This is a genomic window from Chlorobiota bacterium (genome assembly GCA_016710285.1).
GTDB lineage: Bacteria > Bacteroidota > Ignavibacteria > OLB7 > OLB7 > OLB7.
In genome coordinates this window covers 4,064,011-4,083,784 of record JADJXR010000001.1, presented here as the reverse complement: position 1 = coordinate 4,083,784, position 19,774 = coordinate 4,064,011, and the positions used below count along the sequence as shown (strand labels likewise).

General features: G+C 56.4%; 21 protein-coding genes and 1 tRNA gene. 15 read left to right on the top strand and 7 right to left on the bottom strand.

The window, feature by feature from the left end; translation table 11 throughout:
• Positions 1-19: 19 nt before the first annotated feature.
• A complete protein-coding gene (locus IPM61_15325) occupies positions 20-790 on the bottom strand; it encodes an ABC transporter permease (protein MBK8912681.1) in 771 nt (256 codons plus the stop codon).
• 259 nt (positions 791-1,049) lie between these two features.
• Here IPM61_15325 and IPM61_15320 point away from each other — a divergent pair, with 259 nt between their 5' ends.
• The 5 genes from IPM61_15320 to IPM61_15300 are packed head-to-tail and all read left to right on the top strand — an operon-like array spanning position 1,050 to position 5,934.
• On the top strand, positions 1,050-2,393 hold the full coding sequence (locus IPM61_15320) for an aminotransferase class V-fold PLP-dependent enzyme (GenBank protein ID MBK8912680.1): 1,344 nt from the start codon (positions 1,050-1,052) through the stop codon (positions 2,391-2,393).
• Entirely contained in the window at positions 2,390-2,974 is a 585-nt protein-coding gene (locus IPM61_15315; GenBank protein ID MBK8912679.1) for a 5-formyltetrahydrofolate cyclo-ligase, read from the top strand. Before IPM61_15320 ends, IPM61_15315 begins: the two co-directional genes overlap by 4 nt.
• Entirely contained in the window at positions 2,944-4,545 is a 1,602-nt protein-coding gene (locus IPM61_15310; GenBank protein MBK8912678.1) for an anthranilate synthase component I family protein, read from the top strand. The genes IPM61_15315 and IPM61_15310 overlap by 31 nt, the downstream gene beginning before the upstream one ends.
• Positions 4,542-5,114, top strand: coding sequence for an aminodeoxychorismate/anthranilate synthase component II (locus tag IPM61_15305; GenBank protein MBK8912677.1), 573 nt, complete (start codon positions 4,542-4,544; stop codon positions 5,112-5,114). Before IPM61_15310 ends, IPM61_15305 begins: the two co-directional genes overlap by 4 nt.
• On the top strand, positions 5,104-5,934 hold the full coding sequence (locus IPM61_15300) for an aminotransferase class IV (protein MBK8912676.1): 831 nt from the start codon (positions 5,104-5,106) through the stop codon (positions 5,932-5,934). Before IPM61_15305 ends, IPM61_15300 begins: the two co-directional genes overlap by 11 nt.
• Positions 5,935-5,945: 11 nt before the next feature.
• Here the strand turns inward: IPM61_15300 and IPM61_15295 are convergent, their stop codons facing one another.
• From IPM61_15295 to bshA, 3 genes are all read right to left on the bottom strand, one after another.
• Positions 5,946-8,198 (bottom strand): T9SS type A sorting domain-containing protein, encoded by a 2,253-nt coding sequence (locus tag IPM61_15295; GenBank protein MBK8912675.1) that lies wholly within the window; start codon positions 8,196-8,198, stop codon positions 5,946-5,948.
• 108 nt (positions 8,199-8,306) lie between these two features.
• Positions 8,307-9,110, bottom strand: coding sequence for an inositol monophosphatase (locus IPM61_15290; GenBank protein ID MBK8912674.1), 804 nt, complete (start codon positions 9,108-9,110; stop codon positions 8,307-8,309).
• Positions 9,111-9,112: 2 nt separating this feature from the next.
• Positions 9,113-10,246 carry an N-acetyl-alpha-D-glucosaminyl L-malate synthase BshA gene (gene bshA / locus IPM61_15285; protein ID MBK8912673.1) on the bottom strand — a complete coding sequence of 378 codons (1,134 nt, stop codon included), beginning with the start codon at positions 10,244-10,246 and terminating at the stop codon, positions 9,113-9,115.
• Between the two features lie 121 nt (positions 10,247-10,367).
• Here bshA and IPM61_15280 point away from each other — a divergent pair, with 121 nt between their 5' ends.
• The 5 genes from IPM61_15280 to IPM61_15260 all read left to right on the top strand — a co-directional run bounded on the left by IPM61_15280 (position 10,368) and on the right by IPM61_15260 (position 13,495).
• Positions 10,368-11,021, top strand: coding sequence for a leucyl/phenylalanyl-tRNA--protein transferase (locus tag IPM61_15280; protein ID MBK8912672.1), 654 nt, complete (start codon positions 10,368-10,370; stop codon positions 11,019-11,021).
• Between the two features lies 1 nt (position 11,022).
• Complete coding sequence (locus IPM61_15275) at positions 11,023-11,574, top strand: hypothetical protein (GenBank protein MBK8912671.1); 552 nt, start codon at positions 11,023-11,025, stop codon at positions 11,572-11,574.
• Between the two features lie 33 nt (positions 11,575-11,607).
• Positions 11,608-12,387 (top strand): MtnX-like HAD-IB family phosphatase, encoded by a 780-nt coding sequence (locus IPM61_15270; protein MBK8912670.1) that lies wholly within the window; start codon positions 11,608-11,610, stop codon positions 12,385-12,387.
• 72 nt (positions 12,388-12,459) lie between these two features.
• Positions 12,460-12,687 carry an exodeoxyribonuclease VII small subunit gene (xseB, locus tag IPM61_15265; GenBank protein ID MBK8912669.1) on the top strand — a complete coding sequence of 76 codons (228 nt, stop codon included), beginning with the start codon at positions 12,460-12,462 and terminating at the stop codon, positions 12,685-12,687.
• A 142-nt stretch (positions 12,688-12,829) separates the two neighbouring features.
• Positions 12,830-13,495: a hypothetical protein gene (locus tag IPM61_15260; GenBank protein MBK8912668.1), complete on the top strand. Its 666-nt coding sequence runs from the start codon at positions 12,830-12,832 to the stop codon at positions 13,493-13,495.
• 151 nt (positions 13,496-13,646) lie between these two features.
• Here IPM61_15260 and IPM61_15255 read toward each other — a convergent pair.
• Positions 13,647-13,719 (bottom strand) — tRNA-Thr (locus tag IPM61_15255).
• Positions 13,720-14,337: 618 nt separating this feature from the next.
• On the opposite strand from IPM61_15255, the gene IPM61_15250 reads away from it, so the two are divergent.
• From IPM61_15250 to IPM61_15235, 4 genes are all read left to right on the top strand, one after another.
• Positions 14,338-14,490, top strand: coding sequence for a helix-hairpin-helix domain-containing protein (locus IPM61_15250; protein ID MBK8912667.1), 153 nt, complete (start codon positions 14,338-14,340; stop codon positions 14,488-14,490).
• 4 nt (positions 14,491-14,494) lie between these two features.
• Positions 14,495-15,049 (top strand): 16S rRNA (guanine(966)-N(2))-methyltransferase RsmD, encoded by a 555-nt coding sequence (gene rsmD / locus IPM61_15245; GenBank protein MBK8912666.1) that lies wholly within the window; start codon positions 14,495-14,497, stop codon positions 15,047-15,049.
• A gap of 28 nt (positions 15,050-15,077) precedes the next feature.
• Complete coding sequence (gene coaD, locus IPM61_15240) at positions 15,078-15,578, top strand: pantetheine-phosphate adenylyltransferase (protein MBK8912665.1); 501 nt, start codon at positions 15,078-15,080, stop codon at positions 15,576-15,578.
• A gap of 62 nt (positions 15,579-15,640) precedes the next feature.
• A complete protein-coding gene (locus IPM61_15235) occupies positions 15,641-16,366 on the top strand; it encodes a ribonuclease H-like domain-containing protein (GenBank protein ID MBK8912664.1) in 726 nt (241 codons plus the stop codon).
• Positions 16,367-16,411: 45 nt separating this feature from the next.
• Here IPM61_15235 and IPM61_15230 read toward each other — a convergent pair whose 3' ends face one another.
• Positions 16,412-18,079 carry a phosphodiester glycosidase family protein gene (locus IPM61_15230; protein ID MBK8912663.1) on the bottom strand — a complete coding sequence of 556 codons (1,668 nt, stop codon included), beginning with the start codon at positions 18,077-18,079 and terminating at the stop codon, positions 16,412-16,414.
• A 135-nt stretch (positions 18,080-18,214) separates the two neighbouring features.
• Positions 18,215-18,637, bottom strand: a complete 423-nt coding sequence (locus tag IPM61_15225) for a hypothetical protein (protein ID MBK8912662.1) — start codon at positions 18,635-18,637, stop codon at positions 18,215-18,217.
• A gap of 387 nt (positions 18,638-19,024) precedes the next feature.
• On the opposite strand from IPM61_15225, the gene IPM61_15220 reads away from it, so the two are divergent.
• A complete protein-coding gene (locus IPM61_15220; GenBank protein ID MBK8912661.1) occupies positions 19,025-19,522 on the top strand; it encodes a hypothetical protein in 498 nt (165 codons plus the stop codon).
• Positions 19,523-19,774 lie beyond the last annotated feature (252 nt).

Below are 19,774 nucleotides of genomic sequence, written 5' to 3'. Positions count from 1 at the left end.
TTGGCATTTTCTCCCTCCGCTAAAACGGATCCGGGAAGTAGGTGATAATCAGCTTCACCATAATCATATCAATCACCAGTATCCAGAAGGAGGAGAGCACCACTGCGCCGGTGGTGGCTTTGCCAACGCCTTCGGTGCCGCCCCCAACATGGAAGCCTTTGTAGCAACCGATCATCGCAATGGCAAACCCGAAAAATGCGGTCTTGAACACCCCTGGCATTACATCGGTGAAATAGAGGGAGTCAATCACCTGGCTGTAGTAGTATTCCGTTGTTGCCCCGGTGGCAATATACTCGGCAATGTAGCTGCCAAAAATGCCGATGAAATCGGCGCACAGCGTCAGCAGCGGCATCAGGATCACAAGGGCGATAACCCGGGGGATCACTAAATAACGGTACGGGTTGATCCCCGAACACTCCATCGCTTCAATCTGCTCGGTTACTTTCATCGAGCCAAGCTCGGCTGCAATGCCCGAGGCAACGCGCCCGGCAACCACCAACGCGGTGATAACCGGCGCCAACTCAATCGTTAGCGAGCGGGTCACCAGCGCGGGGATAAACGCCGTTGCGCCAAACCGCACCATTGTTGGCCGGGCTTGCATGGCAAGAATCAGCCCCATGATGAAGTTGATAACCAACGTTAGCGGAAGCGATAACGCCCCTAATTCATCAATATGCCGAACGATCTGGCGGAATTCGTAGGGGGGAACGAAGATGCCGCGAAAAAATTTCCCGATAAATAAGGCGTGGCTTCCTATTTCGGCAAGCGCGTGGCGGGTTCGTGTTAGCACTGTTCGTACCCCGTGTTCTCGGTTGCTGCAAGCATTGATGATGCCCTGGTTCTTGGTAACAAAGGCAAGCTACGAAGAGAGCCGGAGCGAATCCAAACTTCAACCACGGCCCGAAGCGTGAACATCCGTACAGCTGTGCTGCGGGTTTGGGCGTTGGGTGTAAATTCGCTTGGCCAGTTCGCCCCAGCCCTTCCGGTTGGGCAATCGGCGAACCCCGTTGGCCTTTCCTTTCCTACGCAACTATTTTGGTGGAGGCTCCATGAGCAAGTTCGATGACATCCGATGTCAGTTCCCAATCACCAGCCAGTGCTTTACCTCGCCCGAGGGAATCGAGCGGGCCATTATCTATCTGGATCACGGCGCAAGCACCCACCCACCAACCCGGGTGCTGGATACCTACCGCGAATTTCTGGAGAAATACTACGCCAATATCCACCGCGGCAACCACTACCTTTCGCAGAAGGCCTCGGCCTTGTTTGATGCTGTTAGCGAGACGATCCTTCAATTCCTGGGGGCGGACCCTTCCACCAACGAAGTGGTGTTCACCACCAACACAACCACCGCGCTGGATCTTGCCGGATACCTGATGAGCCAAACCGAAGGGGCCACGCTGGTTTCCTCGATGGAGCATCACTCCAACGACCTTCCCCACCGCCGGCATGGCCCGGTCCACCGCGTTGAGGTGCTTCCCGATGGGTCACTGGATTACAACGATCTGGAGTCGAAACTGAAAAATAACCGGATCAAGTTGGTGGCAATCACCGGCGCAAGCAACGTGACCGGGTTCATGCCCGACATCTACGGGATTGCACGATTGGCCCACCAGCACGGCGCGAAAATCTTGGTGGATGCGGCCCAGCTGCTGGCGCATCACGCAATCGCCATGCGCCCCGATGACCACCCCGAACATATTGACTTCCTTGCCGCCGCCGGCCACAAGGCCTATGCCCCGTTTGGCGCGGCGTTTCTTGTTGCCAATCGCTCGGCGTTCAACGCTGCAACCCCATATATCCCTGGCGGCGGAACGGTGAAGTTCGTTACCGATACCGACGTCGTCTGGGCCGACGGAATGGAACGCCACCTGAGCGGAACCCCAAACATTGCCGGGGTGATTGCCCTGGGCGAGGCGATTCGGTGGCTGGGGGAGATTGGGATGGATTGGGTTCGCCAGCATGAGCTTGAAATCCTGAAGCCGATTGAGCAGAAGCTCCGCGCAATCCCCGGCGTGACGGTGTTGGGCGATATTCCCGCCGAGAAAAAACTTGGGGTGCTGCCGTTCAACATCCCGGGAATCCATCACGACGTGGTCTCGACGGTGCTGAACAACAACTACGGGATCGCCACCCGCAATGGATGTTTTTGCGCCCACCCATACCTGACCCGCTTGCTTGGCTGCACCGATGCCGAAGGCGTTCGCCAGAAAGTTGCTGCGGGGGAACCGGCCCAGCTTCCGGGCGCGGTCCGCGCAACCATCGGCATCTTCAATTCAATGGATGATCTTGAGAAATTGGTGGATGCTGTTGCCCAGATCGTTGCGGAAAAGGACCGCTACGCCGCAAGCATCAACCCAGAATCGGCCGCGTGCCTTGAGGCAATGATATGAACCGCAAGCCCGCCACCAGCAAGGATGAACTCCGGCAGATTGCCCACCAACGGCGCGGCTTGCTAAGCCTTGAGGATCGCACCGCCGCAAGCCTTGAAATCTGCCGCAGCATGATTGATCTGGACCAGTTTCTGGACGCTCGCGGGCTGCATGTGTATCTGCCCATTGGAAACGAGGTGGATATCCGGCCGATTATCAATCTGGCGTGGGAAATGGGGAAGCAGGTTGGGCTGATGCGCGTGATGGACGACGGAGGAAGCGAGCAGTGGCAGATACTCCCTTCCACCCATTATCGCACCACAAAGCTGGGAATTCTGGAGCCAACCGATGCCGCGCCGTTCGATATGGAACAGTGTGACTTGGTGATTGCCCCGCTGCTTGCTGCCGACCTGAACTGCAACCGATTGGGCTACGGCAAAGGCTACTACGACCAGTTCCTTACTCAATTTCCCCGCCCCGCAATTGGGGTGGCGTTCGACATCCAAATCTTCGACCAGCTCCCCACCGATGACCGCGACATCCGCCTGGACAGCGTGCTGACGGAAAAGCGGTGGATACAACGGGCAGAGAATGGGAAGTAGCGGGGAAGAAGGTGGGGAAAGAGTGCGCAAAATTCACCTACCGCGCCGCAGGCAACGATGACATTCAGACGAGACCTTCAACCGACCCGCAATCAATCCCTGTGATCGCTCCTTCCTGTTCTGATTTTCTGCGCGTTGCGCGCCCTGGCTTGCGGGTTCCGTTGGCCATGCAAATTCCCGCTGGTGGGGCATCACCTTTTGCGGTCTATCAGGCGTTTCGGAAGAAGGGAAGGGGGGCGTTGTTGGAGACTGGCCGGGGGATGGGGCGTTCGGTGGTTGCGGTGGATATTGCAGGGGAGTGGACCTTTGCCGCAACCGATTCCGGCGACCCGTTCGGCCAGCTTCGCCAGCTTTGTTCGGACAATCCAATCGCCCCGAACCCGCTGCTTCGGCGGTTCGGCGGCGGGCTGATTGGGTGGTTCAGCTACGACCTGTGCCGCGTCATCGAGCGCATCCCCACCCTTGCTGCCGACGATCTTCAGCTCCCCCTGTGCTACTTCCAGTTAGTGGATTCTTTCATCGAGTTCGACCACCAGCGCGGGGTGCTGACCCTTGCCACGCTTCCGGTTCTTCACGATGGCGACATGGCCGCGCAGTACCGCCAGATGGAAGCGCGATTGCAGGAGATGATGGAGGTCCTTTCCACGCTTCCCCCGCCCGAAGCCGATACCCCACCCGACACCACCCACGCCGACCCGCTTGCCTTTGCGCCAACGGTAACGCCAGATCAATTTGCCGCGACCGTCCGCCGCACGCGGGAGTACATTTTCGCCGGGGATATTTTCCAGGCTAATCTGAGCGTCCGGTTCCAGCGGGCGTTTGGGACCGATCCGCTGCTGCTGTATCGGCAGTTGCGGAAGATCAATCCATCTCCATTTATGGCCTTTATCGAAGGGGGCGATTGCGCCGTGGTGAGTGCTTCCCCCGAGCTGCTGCTGCGCGCCAGCGGACCAACGATTGAGACACGACCGATTGCCGGAACCCGACGGCGCGGGGCCACGGAAGCCGAGGACCAGGAAAAGATTGCCGAGCTGCTTGCCAACGAAAAAGAACGCGCCGAACACCTGATGCTGGTGGACCTTGAGCGGAACGACATTGGCCGCGTTGCCCGCTACGGCACGGTCCAGGTGAACGAGCTGATGACCGTTGAAAAGTACTCCCACGTTATCCATATCGTCTCGAACGTATGCGGGGAATTGCGCGAAGGGATGGACACGCTGGATGCGCTCCGTGCCTGCTTCCCCGGGGGGACGATTACCGGCGCGCCGAAGGTCCGATCCATGGAGATTATCGAGGAGCTTGAGCCAACGCGGCGCGGAATCTACACCGGCTCAATCGGCTGGCTGGGGTGGAATGGGGATGCCGAATTCAACATCGCCATCCGGACGCTGCTGGTGAAGAATGGCGTTGCCTACTTGCAGGCCGGTGCGGGGATCGTGGCCGACTCCGTCCCCGAACATGAGTACCGCGAATCGCTCCGCAAGGCCCAAGCCGCAATGAACGCGGTGGAGTCCGCGCTGGCCCAGGAGGAAAAGGAGAAGGGGAGAGAGAAGGAGGTGGCGGCGGGATGATTTTTGTGTTGGATAACTACGATTCGTTCACCTTCAACTTGGTGCAGTATCTGGGCGAGCTTGGTGCCGATCCGGTGGTTGCCCGCAACGACCAGATCAGCGTTCGGCAGGTGCTGGAAATGGAGCCCAGCCACATCGTGCTATCCCCGGGCCCCTGCACCCCGAACGATGCCGGAATTTTGCTGGAGCTGATTGCCGCCGCTGCCGGAGCGGTCCCAATCCTGGGCGTTTGTTTGGGGCACCAGGCGATTGGGCAGGCCTTTGGGGGGAAGGTGGTTCGGGCGGCAAAGGTGATGCACGGGAAAACCGCCATGATCCACCACGACGGGACCGGCGTGCATTCGGGGCTGCCCTCGCCATTTCGGGCCATGCGGTATCACTCGCTGATCCTTGCCGATGGCACCATTCCCGATGAGCTTCGCGTGACGGCATGGACCCCGGAAGGGGAGGTGATGGGGGTGGAGCATCGGCAGCTTCCGGTGGTTGGGGTGCAGTATCACCCGGAATCCATTATGACCGATCACGGTCGCGACATCCTCCGCAATTTCTTAGGCCACGATGCTGGTTAATCTGAACGGTCAACTTCTTCCGCAGCAGCAGGCGGTGGTTTCACTGCTGGATCGCGGCTTCCAGTTTGGCGATGGGTTGTTCGAGACGATGCGGAGCTATCGGGGAAGGGTGCATCTGCTGGGGCGGCATCTGAAGCGGTTGCGGGCTGGGGCCGGGGTGTTGGGGATACCGCTGCCGGAAGATGCGGAGTTGGCGTTGCGGATTGCCGCCACCATCGCCGCAAACAATCTTCCCGATTGCGCACTCCGGCTGACGGTGACGCGGGGTGTTTCGGAGAACTTGTTCGACATCCGCGACGACGCAGTGCCCACCATCGCCATCCAACTCAGGCCGTTATTGCATTCTGACGGTCATCCAGAAACGATCATCACCGTAGCCGCCGACCCGAATGTTGGGGGTGGGGGAACGATGAAATCGCTGAACTACCTGCGGTCGGTCCAGGCCGTGCGGAAGATTCGCGAGGCGGGGGCGCGTGAAGGGGTGCTGGTGCGGGAGGATGGAGCCGTGTTGGAGGGGAGCGTCAGCAACATTTTCATGGTGACAGGGGGCAAGGTGGTAACGCCGCCGATCTGGCTGGGAATCCTCCCGGGGATCACCCGCCAGCGGGTGATGGAGCTTGCCGAAGAACTGCGCATCCCCGCCGAAGAACGCGCCTTTACCATCGCCGAACTGCGCCGTGCCGACGAAGTGTTTTTCACCAACTCCGTGCGGGGAATTGTGGCGGTTGGGGAGCTTGACGGAGTTCAGATACCAAGCACCGCCATCACCCTGCGCCTGTCGGCAAGCTACAGCAACGATGTCGGGATGCAGGGGGCGTAGAAGGGGGGGGATCAGCGGGTGATAACTATCCGCTCTGTTCGTGAATTCCCACCTGCTTGGAATTGCACCAAATAGACTCCGCTGGCAAACTTGGAAGCGTCTATCGTGGCTTCAGCAATTGTTCGCGACCCGGTTAATTCTAACATTGTGGATAAATCTGCCACCTGCCTTCCGTATAAATCGAAAACACGTAGTGATAGGTGATCGGTCGGAACGCTGTACAGCCCATAAATTGTGATTGTAGCAGCACCTAACCTTAAAGGGTTAGGGATGATATTGATAAATAAATAAGGGTTCTCATTTGATCCGCGAGTGTATTGCTTGGGATGAAATGAACGTTGCAAACAGGCGTTTGAACCAACCAAGAGCAATGTTGTGTCCCCAGGGAGAAGTTTTAAATCATAAAAAACAATATTGGAGTCTTCAGTCCTTGGGGGGTATGGATATTCCCTTACCCAACTTTTCCCTCCATCGTTAGTCACCATCAATAGCGAGGGAAGCCCGTAGGCAAATCCAAGAGAATCGCTAAAAAAACGTACCCCCATAAATCCGCCTTGTGAAACGGAGTTTGAATCCCACGTAATCCCTCCATCTGTTGTTTTATAGATAGACCCAAATGTTGATGCAATAAATCCGCGAGCCGAATCTTGGAAATACATCTTTTGGAAGGAGCCAAAACCTTGTTTTTTATACTCGAGGAGAGTAACCCAAGAATTCCCTCCATCAGTAGATTTAAACACCCGTTCTTTTGTTGATGCGTATGCTATTAATGGAGTTGTTAAGACGATATCGGCTGCATACTGAACATCTGGTAAAACCGAGCTTTGCCAAGTTCCACCACCATCGGTCGTTCTCCACGTAGTATTGTAGTTGATAATCAATCCTGTATCTGGATTGATAAAGCTGACTGCGGAAATGGAACGATCAGTTTTGATAGGAATATTTTTCACTAAGGACCAAGAAATCCCATGGTTCGTTGATTTAAACAACCCTTCACCGGTTGCCATGAAGCCATGCTGAGGGGTGACAAATTCAATTTCGTTAATGGAATGTGTGTTGTCTGCAGAATATTTCATTCTCCACATAGTATTGTCAGTTGTATAAGCTGCCACGCCGCTTATGCTAGATGTTCCTATAATCGTTCCATTATCCGCAGGGGATATGCCAATTGTGGTGCAATCATAAATTCCTACAAACTCGCGTATCGTGCGCCCATATTTGGGGTGAATTCTGACATTGAGGTATGAAAGGGTATCCCATACCATCCCTCCGTCACGTGTTTTCATGATGATGGAGTTGTCGCCAACAATAACTCCGTGCGCACTATCATAAAAATCCAAATCATATATGGCGCAGAACTGCGTTATCGGCACCCCATTATAACCGTCTCGGGACCATGAGGAGGCTGTGTCGTTGGTTACGGCCAATTTTTTGCCGTTGAAATATAGCCCGCCAAACCATGCTTTGTTTTGGGTAATCAACTGAACCTTTTCAACAAAGTCTATGTACTTCGGCACGCTATTTTTACGTGCCCAAGTTTTTCCTCCATCCATTGTGTAAAATGCTTGGGCTTTGGAGGTGATCAACAACCCATGCAATGAATCAAGAAAGGAAATACCCGCAAATGCTTCTAATTCTGAAAATGGTAAAGGCTTCCAAGAAGTCCCATTGTTTTCTGAGAGTAGAGCAGTGCCTTTATTACCAACAACGAACCAACGATTAGGGGAAGCAAACGCAACGTCAGTGAAGGAAATAGCAAAAGAATTAGAAATATTTGGGTCGCCACTATTCCATGTAAGACCTCCATCTGTGGTGAGCAGGATGGTTTTTTGATCCCCAACAGCAAGGCCCACTAACGATTCTTTTAAAAAAGATATGCGCCGTAGTAATACACTGGTGGGGGAGGGTATAATCTTCCAAGAATATCCCCCATCGGTGGTTCTGGCAATTGTTCCGCTATCGCCAACAGCCACCCCAATTTGTGATGTGGCAAAATCAACGCTGTGTAAACTCTTTTTTGTTGGGATGACGTTTCGTATCCACGTGCTGCCATCATCAAATGAACAAAATATTCTTCCAAATTCTCCAACCGAGACTATCGTTCCGTTCGGTAGATAATCTACACCATGCAAGGACTCTCCGACTTGTTCCCATTGAGCATTGAGTGTGATAGGAGAAAGGACAGCGAATAGCAGATAGATATACCATGCTTTTTTGATAAAAAAAGTATGAGCGAATGGCGAATTGTGGTAGGTGCTATTCATGGCTTGAGGCTTGTGTGAGGTTCTTCGGCTATCCAATCATTATAAACGTAATGAAAATGAGCGTTCCGCAATGCCCGATGCTGCTTTCGTAATCCTTCCGTACGCCAATTACTGCTGCAGCACCTCCAACATCTCCCTTTCAATCACTCCGTTGGTTGCCAATAGGCGGTCGGTGGTTAGAAGGCCCTGGGCGTTGTTGGGGCCGTAGGAGCGGACCGCGCCGCCGGCTTCGTGGACCATTAATGCTCCGGCGGCAATATCCCACTCGTTCAGTTTCACTTCCCAAAAACCATCGAAGCGTCCGGCGGCAACGTAGGCCAAATCGAGCGCGGCGGACCCAAGCCGCCGCACCGGAATTCCACGCCGAACAAATGCCGCAAAGCTATCAATGCAGCCAAAAGGATTCTCGGCAACGTTGTACGGGAACCCCGTTACCAGCACGGACCCCACCAGCCCGGGCGTTTCCGTAACCCGCAGCCGCTTGCCGTTCAGGAACGCGCCGGCCCCGCTTGTTGCGGTGAACAATTCCCCAACGCTCGGGTTGGCGATTACCCCAACCAGCGGGCAGTGGTTGGCAACCGCCGCAATGGAAACACACCAGATTGGAATCCCGTGCGCGTAGTTGACGGTTCCATCAATCGGGTCCACCACCCACGTAAGCTCTGTTAAATCGCGATCGCCCCCGGTCTCCTCCCCAAGAAATTTTGCATCGGGCAGGTGGCCCCGAATCACATGCTGGATCAGCTTCTCGCTGGCGATATCCATCTCGGTGACAAGGTCGTGCGCCCCGCCAGGTTTCAGCCGCACGTCCATGTCGGTGCCGAAACGGGAGGCAAGAAGCTGCGCGGCACTGTTGGCCGCTTCGGTGGCAACCTCCAACAGTTTTGGAAGATCAATCTGGCTGGGTTCCATGGCTATTTCCCTCCCCGAAGCACGCGTTCGTAGTAGGCCTCATACTTAGCCACGATGTCCATCGCGTCGAAGTTGTTCACGGCGCGTTCGCGTGCGGCGGTGCTGAACTGGGCATATTTTTTGGGATGGGAAAGCAGGTCAATGGCGTAGCGTGCCATCCGGTCGGTGTCGCCGATTTCGCAGATGTAGCCTGTGGTCCCGTGAAGGTTCAGTTCCGGCAATCCACCAACCGAGCTTGTCAGGGCCGGCAGCCCGCAGGCCATTGCCTCCAACGCCGAAAGCCCAAAACTTTCCGATTGGCTGGGCATCAGGAACAGGTCGCTGGCGGAAAAGATTTCCACAAGGGCAAGCTGTTTTCCTAAAAACAGGACATCGTCGCAGATGCCAAGCTCGCGGCACATCCGTTCGGCTTCGGCGCGTTCGGGGCCGTCGCCAACCATAATCAGTTTGCTGGGAACCGTTTTGCGGATTTGATCGAACGTCCGGATCACATCCATCACCCGTTTCACCGGGCGGAAGGTGCTTACGTGGACCAGGACCTTCTCGCCGTTTGGTGCCCATTGCTGGCGCAGCCGGCTTCCGTCCTGGCGTTGCCACTCGTTGATATTCACGAAGTTCGGGATCACCTCAATCGGAACATCCAGATTGAAATTGGTGAGCGTCTTCTCGCGCAGGAATCGGCTAACGGTGGTGATGCCATCCGATTTATCAATCGAGAAACGGACCAGCGGAAGCATGGTGGGGTCAAGGCCAATCAACGTGATGTCGGTCCCATGCAGGGTGGTGATGATTTTGATGTCGCGGCCTTGCTCGTTCAAAATCAGCTTTGCCATGTAGGCACTGCTGGCATGGGGGATTGCGTAGTGGACGTGCAGGATGTCAAGGTCGTCGTACAGCACCACATCCACCATCTTGCTGGTCAGCGAAAGTGAGTAAAGGTCAACCTCGAACAACGGGTAATCGGGCAACTCAACTTCATGGAAGTAGATATTCTGCATGAAGCCATTTAACCGGAAGGGGAGTGCGTAGCTGATGAAGTGGACGTTATGGCCGCGTGCGGCCAACTCTTTTCCAAGCTCGGTGGCCACCACGCCGCTTCCGCCGTAGGTAGGGTAACAGGTAATGCCTATGTTCATGGCGATGAAGTTACAACAATGGGCCGAAGAACCTCCTTCACTATCCATTAACGGAATGTTGTCGGGGGGAAGGTTTCCGATTTCCCTCTATCTTGCGGCCAATCAACAACCAAGTACCTGCATGGCGACCATTGATTTCATTGATCCCTACCTTGCTGGCGATGACGGGCTTGTGGCGATCGGTGGCGAGTTCACCACCGAGAATTTGCTGAAGGCGTACCGCATGGGGGTGTTCCCCTGGCCCACCGATGAGGACTCAATTTATTGGGTCTCGCCGATTGAGCGGGGGGTGATGTTCCTGAACGAACTCCATATCCCACGAAGCCTTCGCAAGGACCGCGAACGGACGGCGTTCACCTTCACGATTGACCGCGATTTCCCGAGCGTTATTGCTGCGTGCGCGGCGGTGCCCCGCCAGGGCCAATCGGGAACGTGGATTATTGACTCGATGGTTCACGCCTACTGCCAGCTCCATGAATTGGGATACGCCCACAGCGTCGAGGTTTGGGATGGCGATGAGTTGGTTGGTGGGTTGTACGGCGTGGAGATTGATGGGGTCTATGCCGGCGAAAGTATGTTCCACCGGCGCACCAACGCCAGCAAGTTCGCCCTGCTTCACATGATGGACCACCTGCGCGAACGCGGGGCCCAGTGGATTGATATCCAGATGGTGACACCACACATGGCAATTCTTGGAGGAAAGGCAATCCCCCGCAAGGAGTTTTTGGATATGCTTTCCGCTGCCCAATCGCCCGAACGGAAGCTGTTTGGGTAAGATGCGATTCATCCCCCTGTTGGTGGCCTTCCTTTTCGGTTCATGGTTCTTGGCTCCATTGCTTCCGGCGCAGACGGTTGCAGCAACGGATGCTGCAGAGGCAATGCCCATGTGGTTTCGGCTTGGGCTGGCTTCCATGAAGGCCGTCGAGCCGCTGTACGGCTTTGACCTTGGGTTCACCGTCAACTACATGCACGGCCATTTGCTTTCGGCGCGGGTGATGCAAGGGACCGCGCTTGCTTCCAGCAACCTTCGGCTTCCCGACCGCCCGGGCGATAACCTTCTGGATGCCAGCCTGTTGTATGGCATCATCACCCGCGATGAGATTGGCTACGCGGCAATGCTTGCTGGCGTTGGCGTGGCGCAAGGCCAGGTCCTGCAAACCGCACGCAGCGTGCAAACCTTCAGCACCGTTACCTTCCCGATTGAAGGGCAGATTGGAATCACCCCGCTGCCGCACGTGGGGCTTGGCATCAGCTTCCTGTACTCCATCAACTCCCAAAAAAGTTTTTACGGCTTCTCGCTGGCGTTGCAAGTGGGAAGGGTGCAATAACTGCGTGGCATCGCTCCAACTTCTTGATAACGCTTGAACACCAACGTCCCCACCTTCCCCGAACTGAATGCTCCGCCGGACGGTTCGGCGGCCGAGCGGTTATTCCGCGCCCACATCTTCTGCGATTTCGACGGAACCATCAGCCACGCGGACATCGGTTGGGAGCTGTTCCAACGGTTCGGAACGCAGGAGCCACACCACACGATGCTGGTGGAAGGGGCGTTGCCAATCGGCGAGTACTGGAAGCGGGTGGCCGCCAGCCTGCACGCCCCTTTCACGATGGAGATGCTGGATTCCTTTTTGGCAACGGTTGCTATTGATCCCGATATCCATCCGCTTCTTTTGATTGCCAAGCAGCAGGAAATCCCTTTCACGATTGTCAGCGATGGCTTCGATCTCTATATCCAGCGTTTTCTGGAGCGGCATGGAATCGGCGGGGTGGAACTTTTTTGCAACCGTGCGGAGTTGACCCCCGAGGGAAGGATGAGCGTAAGGTTCCCGCACGCCACCGAGGGGTGCAACTGCCCGTCGGCGGTTTGCAAGCGGAACGTTCTGCTTGGCTTGGCCCATCCCGATGCCCGGATCATCTACATCGGCGACGGCATCAGCGATTGCTGCCCCGCCGAACACGCCGACATCATTTTTGCGAAAGGGAAGTTGGCGGCGTTTTGCAACGCCAACCGGCTTCCCCACTACCCGTTTCGGAGCCTTGCGGAGGTGGTTGTGCAGATCACCAAACTGCTGGCACGCCGCCGCCTTCGCCCCCGGCACCAGGCCGCGTTGAAGCGGAAAAGTGCTTGGGAAGGTGAGTAGGTCCAGCGGGAACAACGCGGCGTGGTAACGCCAAATTTTTCGGTGCGTATAAGCCTTCGCGCAACTTCTACCATGGCAAAAAAACAACGTTCGTTCGAAGAATCTTTGGAGCGATTAGCCCAGATTGTGGATGCTTTGGAAAGCGAAACCACCCCATTGTCGGAGGCCATGAAGCTCTATGAGGAAGGGATCACCGTGGCGCAGTACTGCCGCCAGGAATTGCAGTCGGCAGAGTTGAAAGTGGAGGAGCTTAAGGAGCGGATGGAGGGGGGAATCACCATTCAGCCGTTCGATGAGTGATCCCAACGGCGAATGGTTCCCGAAAAAATCTCTCACATTCTTTGCTTGGATACAGCCCCTATCTTTGCAACCCTTGCTTGAAGTGACAGCCCATTATAGCAGATACATCTAACCGTTCACGAAACCAAAAGGAGTGACAACCATGATTCGCAACACCTACAAGGCCATGCTGACGCTGGCCATCGCTGCACTGACGATCGTTGGCTGCGGCAAAGAGAACGTTACCGACCTGAGCGACGCTTGGACAAAAGCAGCAACCGACTTCACCACGAAGTTGAACGAGTTCAAGACCCAGCATGCAGCGCTGGCCACAGCGTTCGAGACGATGAAGGCTTCGGCCAACCCGGCCGACACCGCAATGGCCGAGACCCGCGCCAAGATGGACCAGATGATGAAGGATCACGAAGCAGCAGTGAAAGAGATCGAGACCAAGCTGGCCGAGTCGCAAACCAAGATGGCCGAAGTGGTGAAAGCCGGCAAGCGCGCCGACGTTGAGACCGCCTGGAAAGCCGCCGAAGCCGACTACGCCGCCTGGAACACCAAGCTGGACGAGCTGATGAAGCAACACAGCGAGCTGGAAGCCACCATGAAAGCCGCCCCAGCCGCAGCCACCACCGCCCCAGCAACTGGCGACACCGCCGCTGCCAAGAAAGAAGGGGGAATGATGGAGGAAGCAGGGAAGAAAGTTGACGCTGCCGCTGCCAAAGTCGAAGGCGCAGTGAACGACGCTGCCAAGAAGGTTGAAGGCGCGATGAAGGACGCCAAGAAAGAAGTTGAGGGTGCCCTGAAGCCAAACACCAATAAGTAATTGTTGGCCTGGCAACAGCCAGCAAAAAGAACGAACGCCCGGACTCTGCAAGATGAGGTCGGGCGTTTCTTTTTCACCAGGCCGCAAGGCCGTTTGCGAAAAAAACAAAGGGGATACCACAAGTGTGATATCCCCTTTTCTGTTTCTGCCGAGCCCGCGACGGGAATCGAACCTGCAACCTTCTGATTACAAATCAGATGCTCTGCCAGTTGAGCTACACGGGCGTTGAAGGGGTGCAAATATAGCGCATCGGAAACCCCAACCAACGGCGTTTTGCGTGCGGTTACATTTTTCAAAACTGCGCCCGCACCACGCACACCCGCTGGCACTTCTTTCGCTTGAAATCTTGCGATTCCTATTGTTCCCAACACTGCAAGTTCTATTTTGCCGCCGTTCTGTGCACGTATCATCATTCATTCGGAACCCCGTGATATTGCCGGGGGAAGGAGGTTGTTCCTGTGGGCTTCCGTTCTCGTATCGCCTCATGGTTATCATTAACCCAAACGGATGTTACTGTTGCTTTGGTGGTTGCTGGTGGTGCGTTGGCCGGGTGGGTCTATTCCACATTCTTCGACGGGCGGGACCCCGTGCGTACGCGGCACGACATTGCCGCGCTGATCCAGCGGCACGACTCCATCCAAGCAACCTACCGCGCCGGCCAGCTTCGCCAAGCCCTTGCCCACGACAGCGCAACCGGCGACAGCCTTGCCCAATGGGAGCCGCTAAGCGATGATGACCTTGCCGCCGATTCCGCTGCCAAAGCCGCTTCCAAACGCTCCAACGGAAAGAAGCAGCCTCCGTCCGGCCCGATCAATATCAACACCGCCTCCAAGCCCGAACTGATGCGGCTTCCGGGGGTGGGGGAAAAAACTGCCGAGGCAATTATCGCCTACCGGGGTGCGCGGAAGTTCACTTCCCCAGCCGACATCATGAACGTGAAAGGCATTGGCCCAAAGAAATACGAGAAGATGCGCCCGTTCCTAAAAGCACAATAAGCCGATGAGGATTATCGCCGGAACACTTCGTGGCCGCCAGCTGCGAAGCATTGATAGCCCAGGCCTGCGCCCAACTACCGACCGCGTGCGGGAGTCAATCTTCAACATCCTGAACTCACGCATCACCTTCGGCGGGATGATGGTGCTGGACCTGTTTGCCGGAACCGGCGCGCTGGGAATCGAGGCGTTAAGCCGTGGCGCGGCCCATTGCCATTTTGTGGAGATGAACGGGCGGGCCGCCAACACAATCCAGCAAAACCTTATCGAGCTTGGATTGCGCGAGTGCGGAACGGTTCTGCAACGCGACGCGCTTCGCCATATCGTGGGGACCGAGCAGGAGTACGACCTGGTGTTTGCGGACCCTCCGTACGCAGCCACCATCTTCGACCGCCTTGTCCACGACCTGTTCGCGCTTGGGCGGATTCGGGATGGCGGGCTGCTGGTGCTGGAGCATTCCGGGTTCATGCAAGGCCGCAGCACCGACGTTGCCTTGCTGGAAACCACGCGCCATTTTGGCGACACCGGAATCTCCATCTATCGGAAAAAAGAAGATCATTGAAAGAAGTCTTGAAGGAAACAAACCACGCATGGAACGAACCGCGGTCTATCCCGGAACCTTTGACCCCATTACCAACGGGCATATTGACATCATCGAGCGTGCGGCGCAGATGTTCGACGTAGTGGTGGTTGCCCTGGCGGTGAACAGTGCCAAAAAAACGTTGTTCACCGAGCAGGAGCGGTTTGCCCTTGCCGAGCAATCGCTATCACGGTTCCCGAACGTGCGGGTGATGCGGTGCAGCGGGCTGATTGTGGAGTTCGCCCAGCAGCAAGGGGCGATTGCCATTGTCCGCGGGCTGCGTGCCGTCAGTGATTTTGAGTACGAGCTGCAAATGGCCCTGATGAACCGAAAAATGACCCCGGAAATCAACACCATCTTCCTGATGCCACACGAGCGGTACACCTACTTGAACTCCTCGATTATCCGCGAGCTTGCCCGCTACGGATCTCCAACCGTTCGCGAATTTGTCCCCGCCGTCGTGGCCGATGCCTTGGTGGAGAAGGTGGGGGGGGCGGGGATTGGTGGGTAGCAAAGTTTCCCTCTCTTTCTTTCTCAATCAATCAGCCAACAACCAACAATCAACAACGCCCAATGCCATATTTAGTGTTTGATATCGAGACGGCGGCCCTGCCGTTCGATTCGCTGGCGGATTCCCAGCAGGAGCTGATCTTGCGCGGCACCGATGGAAACCAGGAGCAGGAAGCCGAGCGGAAACGCCAGATGAGTTTGAACCCGTTCACGGCGCAAGTGGCGGCAATCGGGATGCTCTATGCCGAGGACCTTTCGGCCACCGAGCCGAAAACCATGATCTTCTCCAACAGTGCCACCCCTCCCGAAAACGATCATCTTCCCGATGGTTCCATCTGGCGTTGTATGCCGGAGGCAGAGTTGCTGGAAGCGTGGTGGCATCGTTTCGAGCGGGCTTCCGAACGGGTGGTGCTTGTCACCTTCAACGGGCGCAGTTTCGATTGCCCGTTCCTGATGCTTCGTTCGGCGGTGCTGCGCGTCCGGCCCAGCCGAAATTTAATGGCCGGAACGCGCTGGAACTTTGAGGGGCATATTGATCTGCAAGCAGAGTTAGCGTTCAAGGAGTTCGAGAGGGCAGGGCCAACCAAGCGGTGGAACTTCGATTTTTACTGCAAGGCGTTCGGCATCACTTCCCCAAAAGAAGAAGGGATTACCGGAAACGACGTTGCCCGCTTATTCACCGAAGGGAAGCATCAAACAATCGCGGAATATTGCATGAGGGATGTCCGCGCAACGTGGGAGGTGTTCAAGGTCTGGAAGGAATTTATTGACGGCATCCCATCGCGCTGATGGGGTGCGATTAGTGGAAGGGTGGGGATTGCTATCCGGGTGAGCTTACTCACCCGTTGGCTGCAATGCCCGCCCTTTTTTCTTGGTGGCTTGTGGCGATTTTGTTTTTACGATCACCAGTGCGTTGCTGACCCTTCGCGACGAGGGCTTGCTCCCCTGGCGGCTGACGGTCTCGCCATCAATCACCATCGAGGTGGACCCACCGCCGTCGAAGTTCATGGCTTGGTAGGCCCCTTGCTCCACCATGAATCGCGCAAGCTCCGAGAGGTTCATCCCCACGGTTCCGGCCTCCTTGCTTCCGCTGTTAATGGCCACAAGGATCAGCGTATCTCCACCGCGGGTTGCCCCCACGGCGGTGCGTGCAAGCGACCCCTGGACAAACCGCACAGCCTTCGATCCCTCCGTTTCATATTCCGGGTCCGCCACGCCATCGCGAACAAGCCGAGGGGTTCCGGTAAGAAGGTCCCGCACGTTTTTTTGCGGCGTTGGCGAAATCTGAAAGATCAATTTCACCGTGTCCCCTTCTTGGATTGCCGTAAAATACTCCGCCGCCAGCCCCAGCGACACCACAAATCCGTTCTCGGGAATTTCCACCGACCCGGTGTCCACCGCCACAACGTGCAACCGCATGGTGTCGCCAACGGAGGGGGAGGGGAGCGGGTCCCGCTTGCGTCGCGGTTTCAGCGGCTCTAGGGCGATTTTCAGCATTGGATGCTCGCGGTCCTCGCGCAATTTTGCTGCGCGCCACGCGGCAACGATTCCGGCGGTGTCAATCAGCGGAATCTCGGTCTCATCGCCACTTTCGGGGGCCACTTGGTTGGCCAGCACTTCGGCAATAATCGCGCTGTCGGTTCGGCGGCTTCCTCGCGGGATGGAGTCGCCGTAGTAGCGGTTGTACAGGATCAGCCCATCTTCCCCGCCGCGTGCGTTCACCGCAGCAATGGGGGATTGGCGATACTTCCACAGAAGCTGGCCGGTTAGCCGAACGCGGTCAAATCCAATCGTCCCATCCTCGTAGATCAGCAACGAGGACCACGCCTTGTAGCCCAGCGTCTCGATCACTTCACCATTGGTGATGGTGGGGCCGATGGGGGAGTTGTAGGTGGCTTTCCAGAAGCTGGCGTTGGTGGCGGCAATCACGGTATCCTCCAGCAAGCTGTCGGCCATTTCAAAAATGTCCGCCGCTTTTTGCAGGCCGTCGAACCGCTCGTGGGCTTTGATTGTTCGCAGCCGTGCGTTTGCGCTCAGCGCGGCTTTCACAACGTGGGCAATGTGGCCGCCGGAGGTCCGCATCCATTGGTAGGTGACCCCATCGGCAAGCTGCTCAACCACGATGGAGTCGGCAGCCACGGAGCGGAGTTTCGGCGCGGCTGGGGTTGCTGCTGCGGCGGAGCGGCGTTTCCGTTTTGGCCCGTAGTTTTTCCGTTTCCCCGTTCCTCCTTTTCCCTTCACGGATTTCTTCCGTGTCTGTGCTTTCCCAGTCGCCCCTTTTTTCCGTTTTGTTGGTTTCTGGGCCGTGGTGGTCCCGCCCGAGCGTCGTTCTTGAACCGGTGGCGCGGGCGCGATTCCCCCAAGCCCGGCCAGCATGGAAGCGTTGGCAGCGTCCGGTTCGTTGCTGTTGGAAATGATGCGATGGGGGAGTATCCCGTGGTGGGCTTCGGCAAACGCGCTATTGGCCCCGTGCATTCCAATCGCCAGCATCCAGAGTGCCAAAAGTAGAAAGGAAATTGGGCAAGCGCGAACCATCATCGGCAAGGGAAGGGAGTAGGAGGGTTGAATGGTAACGGGTGACAATACAAGAATCGGCACGCCAGCAACTTGGCGGAAATGCCGGGCCGTCAGGAAGGATTACTCTTCCTCGAACGACTTCGGTTCCCAGCCTTCCCCCTCGCAGGGGAGGTAGCGTTCGTTGACGTGTTCGTCAAGTTTGGTGCAATGCAAGCCGTCGGGATTGAAGAATCGGCAGCTGGAGCAGAGCGTTTCTTCGATGATCTGGCGGCTGGACTGGCGGAAGTGGTTGTATTGGACCTGGGCCGGGAAGATCACGAAGCCATAAATGGAGGCGATGGTGATCCACCACCATTCGCTGTAATCCACGTGGTCGTACAGCAGCACCGCCGCGCCGATGGTGATAACCAGCCGGAGCATGGAATACCAGATGATCGAGCCGAAGGTCGGGCGGTCGCTGGCTCCCCGTTTGCCGGGAAGCTCGGGCCGATCCTCGGTTGGATCAATGTGAAATGGGCGGTATGAAGCTCCTTTACGAATCACTGCGTCGGCCTGCGTTAAGGGAAATCCACCGCGATTGAACCGCCATGCAAGCTGCGAACGTGGTCATGGCTGCTGGTTCAATTGCTTCAACGTTGGGCGATATTACGGCATCCGTCCCTTTCGGGCAAGGGTGGAAGCGGGGGGAATGACGATTTTCTTTCGGTAACTCGTGTTCATGCCCCAGAAATTTTACCATTACCCCCCCTGCACGCCGTTGCGACGCTTCCGCCGGGCGGTTGTTCCGCGGGCGCGACGCTTGCCAATTCTGCGACACCGATGCATTTTTGCGCAGCGTTAAACGTTCCTATCTGCGCAGGTTCCCAGCCAACCGATGCCTGCGCAAACGCTTCTCAGCCTCTCCAAAACTAAGCAACAACGAATAAGACCATGAAGACACTGCTTCTTGCACTGGCCGCGCTGCTTCTGACCAGCACGGCAACGCTTGCACAAACAACCGAGCCAACGGTAATCGCAATTTTCCCCTTCAAAAATTTATCGGGCGAGGTGATCTACGACGACCTCTCCTGGCCATTTTCTGACTCGCTCCACCACTACCTTTCAACCAAGCCCGAGTCGGGAACCAAGTTCACGCTGGTCTCGATGGATGATGTCCGTGACCAAATGCTTGCCAACAACGTGGACGTAAAAAGCCCCAGCTATGAGACCGACGTCTGGGCGGTGGCCCAGGCACTTGGCGCAAGAAAAGTGGTGTGGGGAACCTACTTCGTGAAGTATGAAACCGCCAACCTTGAAGCCAAAGTGGTTGACTGCAAAACCTTGATGCACGACCAGGTGAACATGGCCAAGAAGATCCGCCCGAAGTATCCCGAAGCCTTAACCCAAGTCACCACCGTCGGCGATAAAATCTTGCCGGCAATGAACTAACGGAAGCGGAACGCCAATCCGCGACCGCCACATCGCAGAAATAACCGCGGGCACTCCTTCGGCCAGATGCTGGAGAGGGAGTGCCCGATTTTTTTTCTGATTCGTTTTGGATATTTCTTCCCCTCGCTCCGTCAGCTGCGGAGGTTGAGTGGGGACTTGCTCTGATCCTGACGCGCCCCCCTGCTTCGCCCTGACGGGCTACGCGTCCCTCCAATGCTGGGGGGAAATGGTTTCTAGAAAGATTCGTTGTTT

Coding starts and splice junctions, on each gene's coding strand:
- IPM61_15315 (MBK8912679.1), top strand. CDS start 2,390: ATGAACCGCAAGCCCGCCACCAGCAAGGATGAACTCCGGCAGATTGCC.
- IPM61_15300 (MBK8912676.1), top strand. CDS start 5,104: ATGCTGGTTAATCTGAACGGTCAACTTCTTCCGCAGCAGCAGGCGGTG.
- IPM61_15250 (MBK8912667.1), top strand. CDS start 14,338: ATGCGGCTTCCGGGGGTGGGGGAAAAAACTGCCGAGGCAATTATCGCC.
- IPM61_15220 (MBK8912661.1), top strand. CDS start 19,025: ATGAAGACACTGCTTCTTGCACTGGCCGCGCTGCTTCTGACCAGCACG.
- IPM61_15320 (MBK8912680.1), top strand. CDS start 1,050: ATGAGCAAGTTCGATGACATCCGATGTCAGTTCCCAATCACCAGCCAG.
- bshA (MBK8912673.1), bottom strand. CDS start 10,246: ATGAACATAGGCATTACCTGTTACCCTACCTACGGCGGAAGCGGCGTG.
- IPM61_15290 (MBK8912674.1), bottom strand. CDS start 9,110: ATGGAACCCAGCCAGATTGATCTTCCAAAACTGTTGGAGGTTGCCACC.
- IPM61_15260 (MBK8912668.1), top strand. CDS start 12,830: ATGATTCGCAACACCTACAAGGCCATGCTGACGCTGGCCATCGCTGCA.
- IPM61_15275 (MBK8912671.1), top strand. CDS start 11,023: ATGCGATTCATCCCCCTGTTGGTGGCCTTCCTTTTCGGTTCATGGTTC.
- IPM61_15295 (MBK8912675.1), bottom strand. CDS start 8,198: ATGAATAGCACCTACCACAATTCGCCATTCGCTCATACTTTTTTTATC.
- rsmD (MBK8912666.1), top strand. CDS start 14,495: ATGAGGATTATCGCCGGAACACTTCGTGGCCGCCAGCTGCGAAGCATT.
- xseB (MBK8912669.1), top strand. CDS start 12,460: ATGGCAAAAAAACAACGTTCGTTCGAAGAATCTTTGGAGCGATTAGCC.
- IPM61_15280 (MBK8912672.1), top strand. CDS start 10,368: ATGGCGACCATTGATTTCATTGATCCCTACCTTGCTGGCGATGACGGG.
- coaD (MBK8912665.1), top strand. CDS start 15,078: ATGGAACGAACCGCGGTCTATCCCGGAACCTTTGACCCCATTACCAAC.
- IPM61_15235 (MBK8912664.1), top strand. CDS start 15,641: ATGCCATATTTAGTGTTTGATATCGAGACGGCGGCCCTGCCGTTCGAT.
- IPM61_15305 (MBK8912677.1), top strand. CDS start 4,542: ATGATTTTTGTGTTGGATAACTACGATTCGTTCACCTTCAACTTGGTG.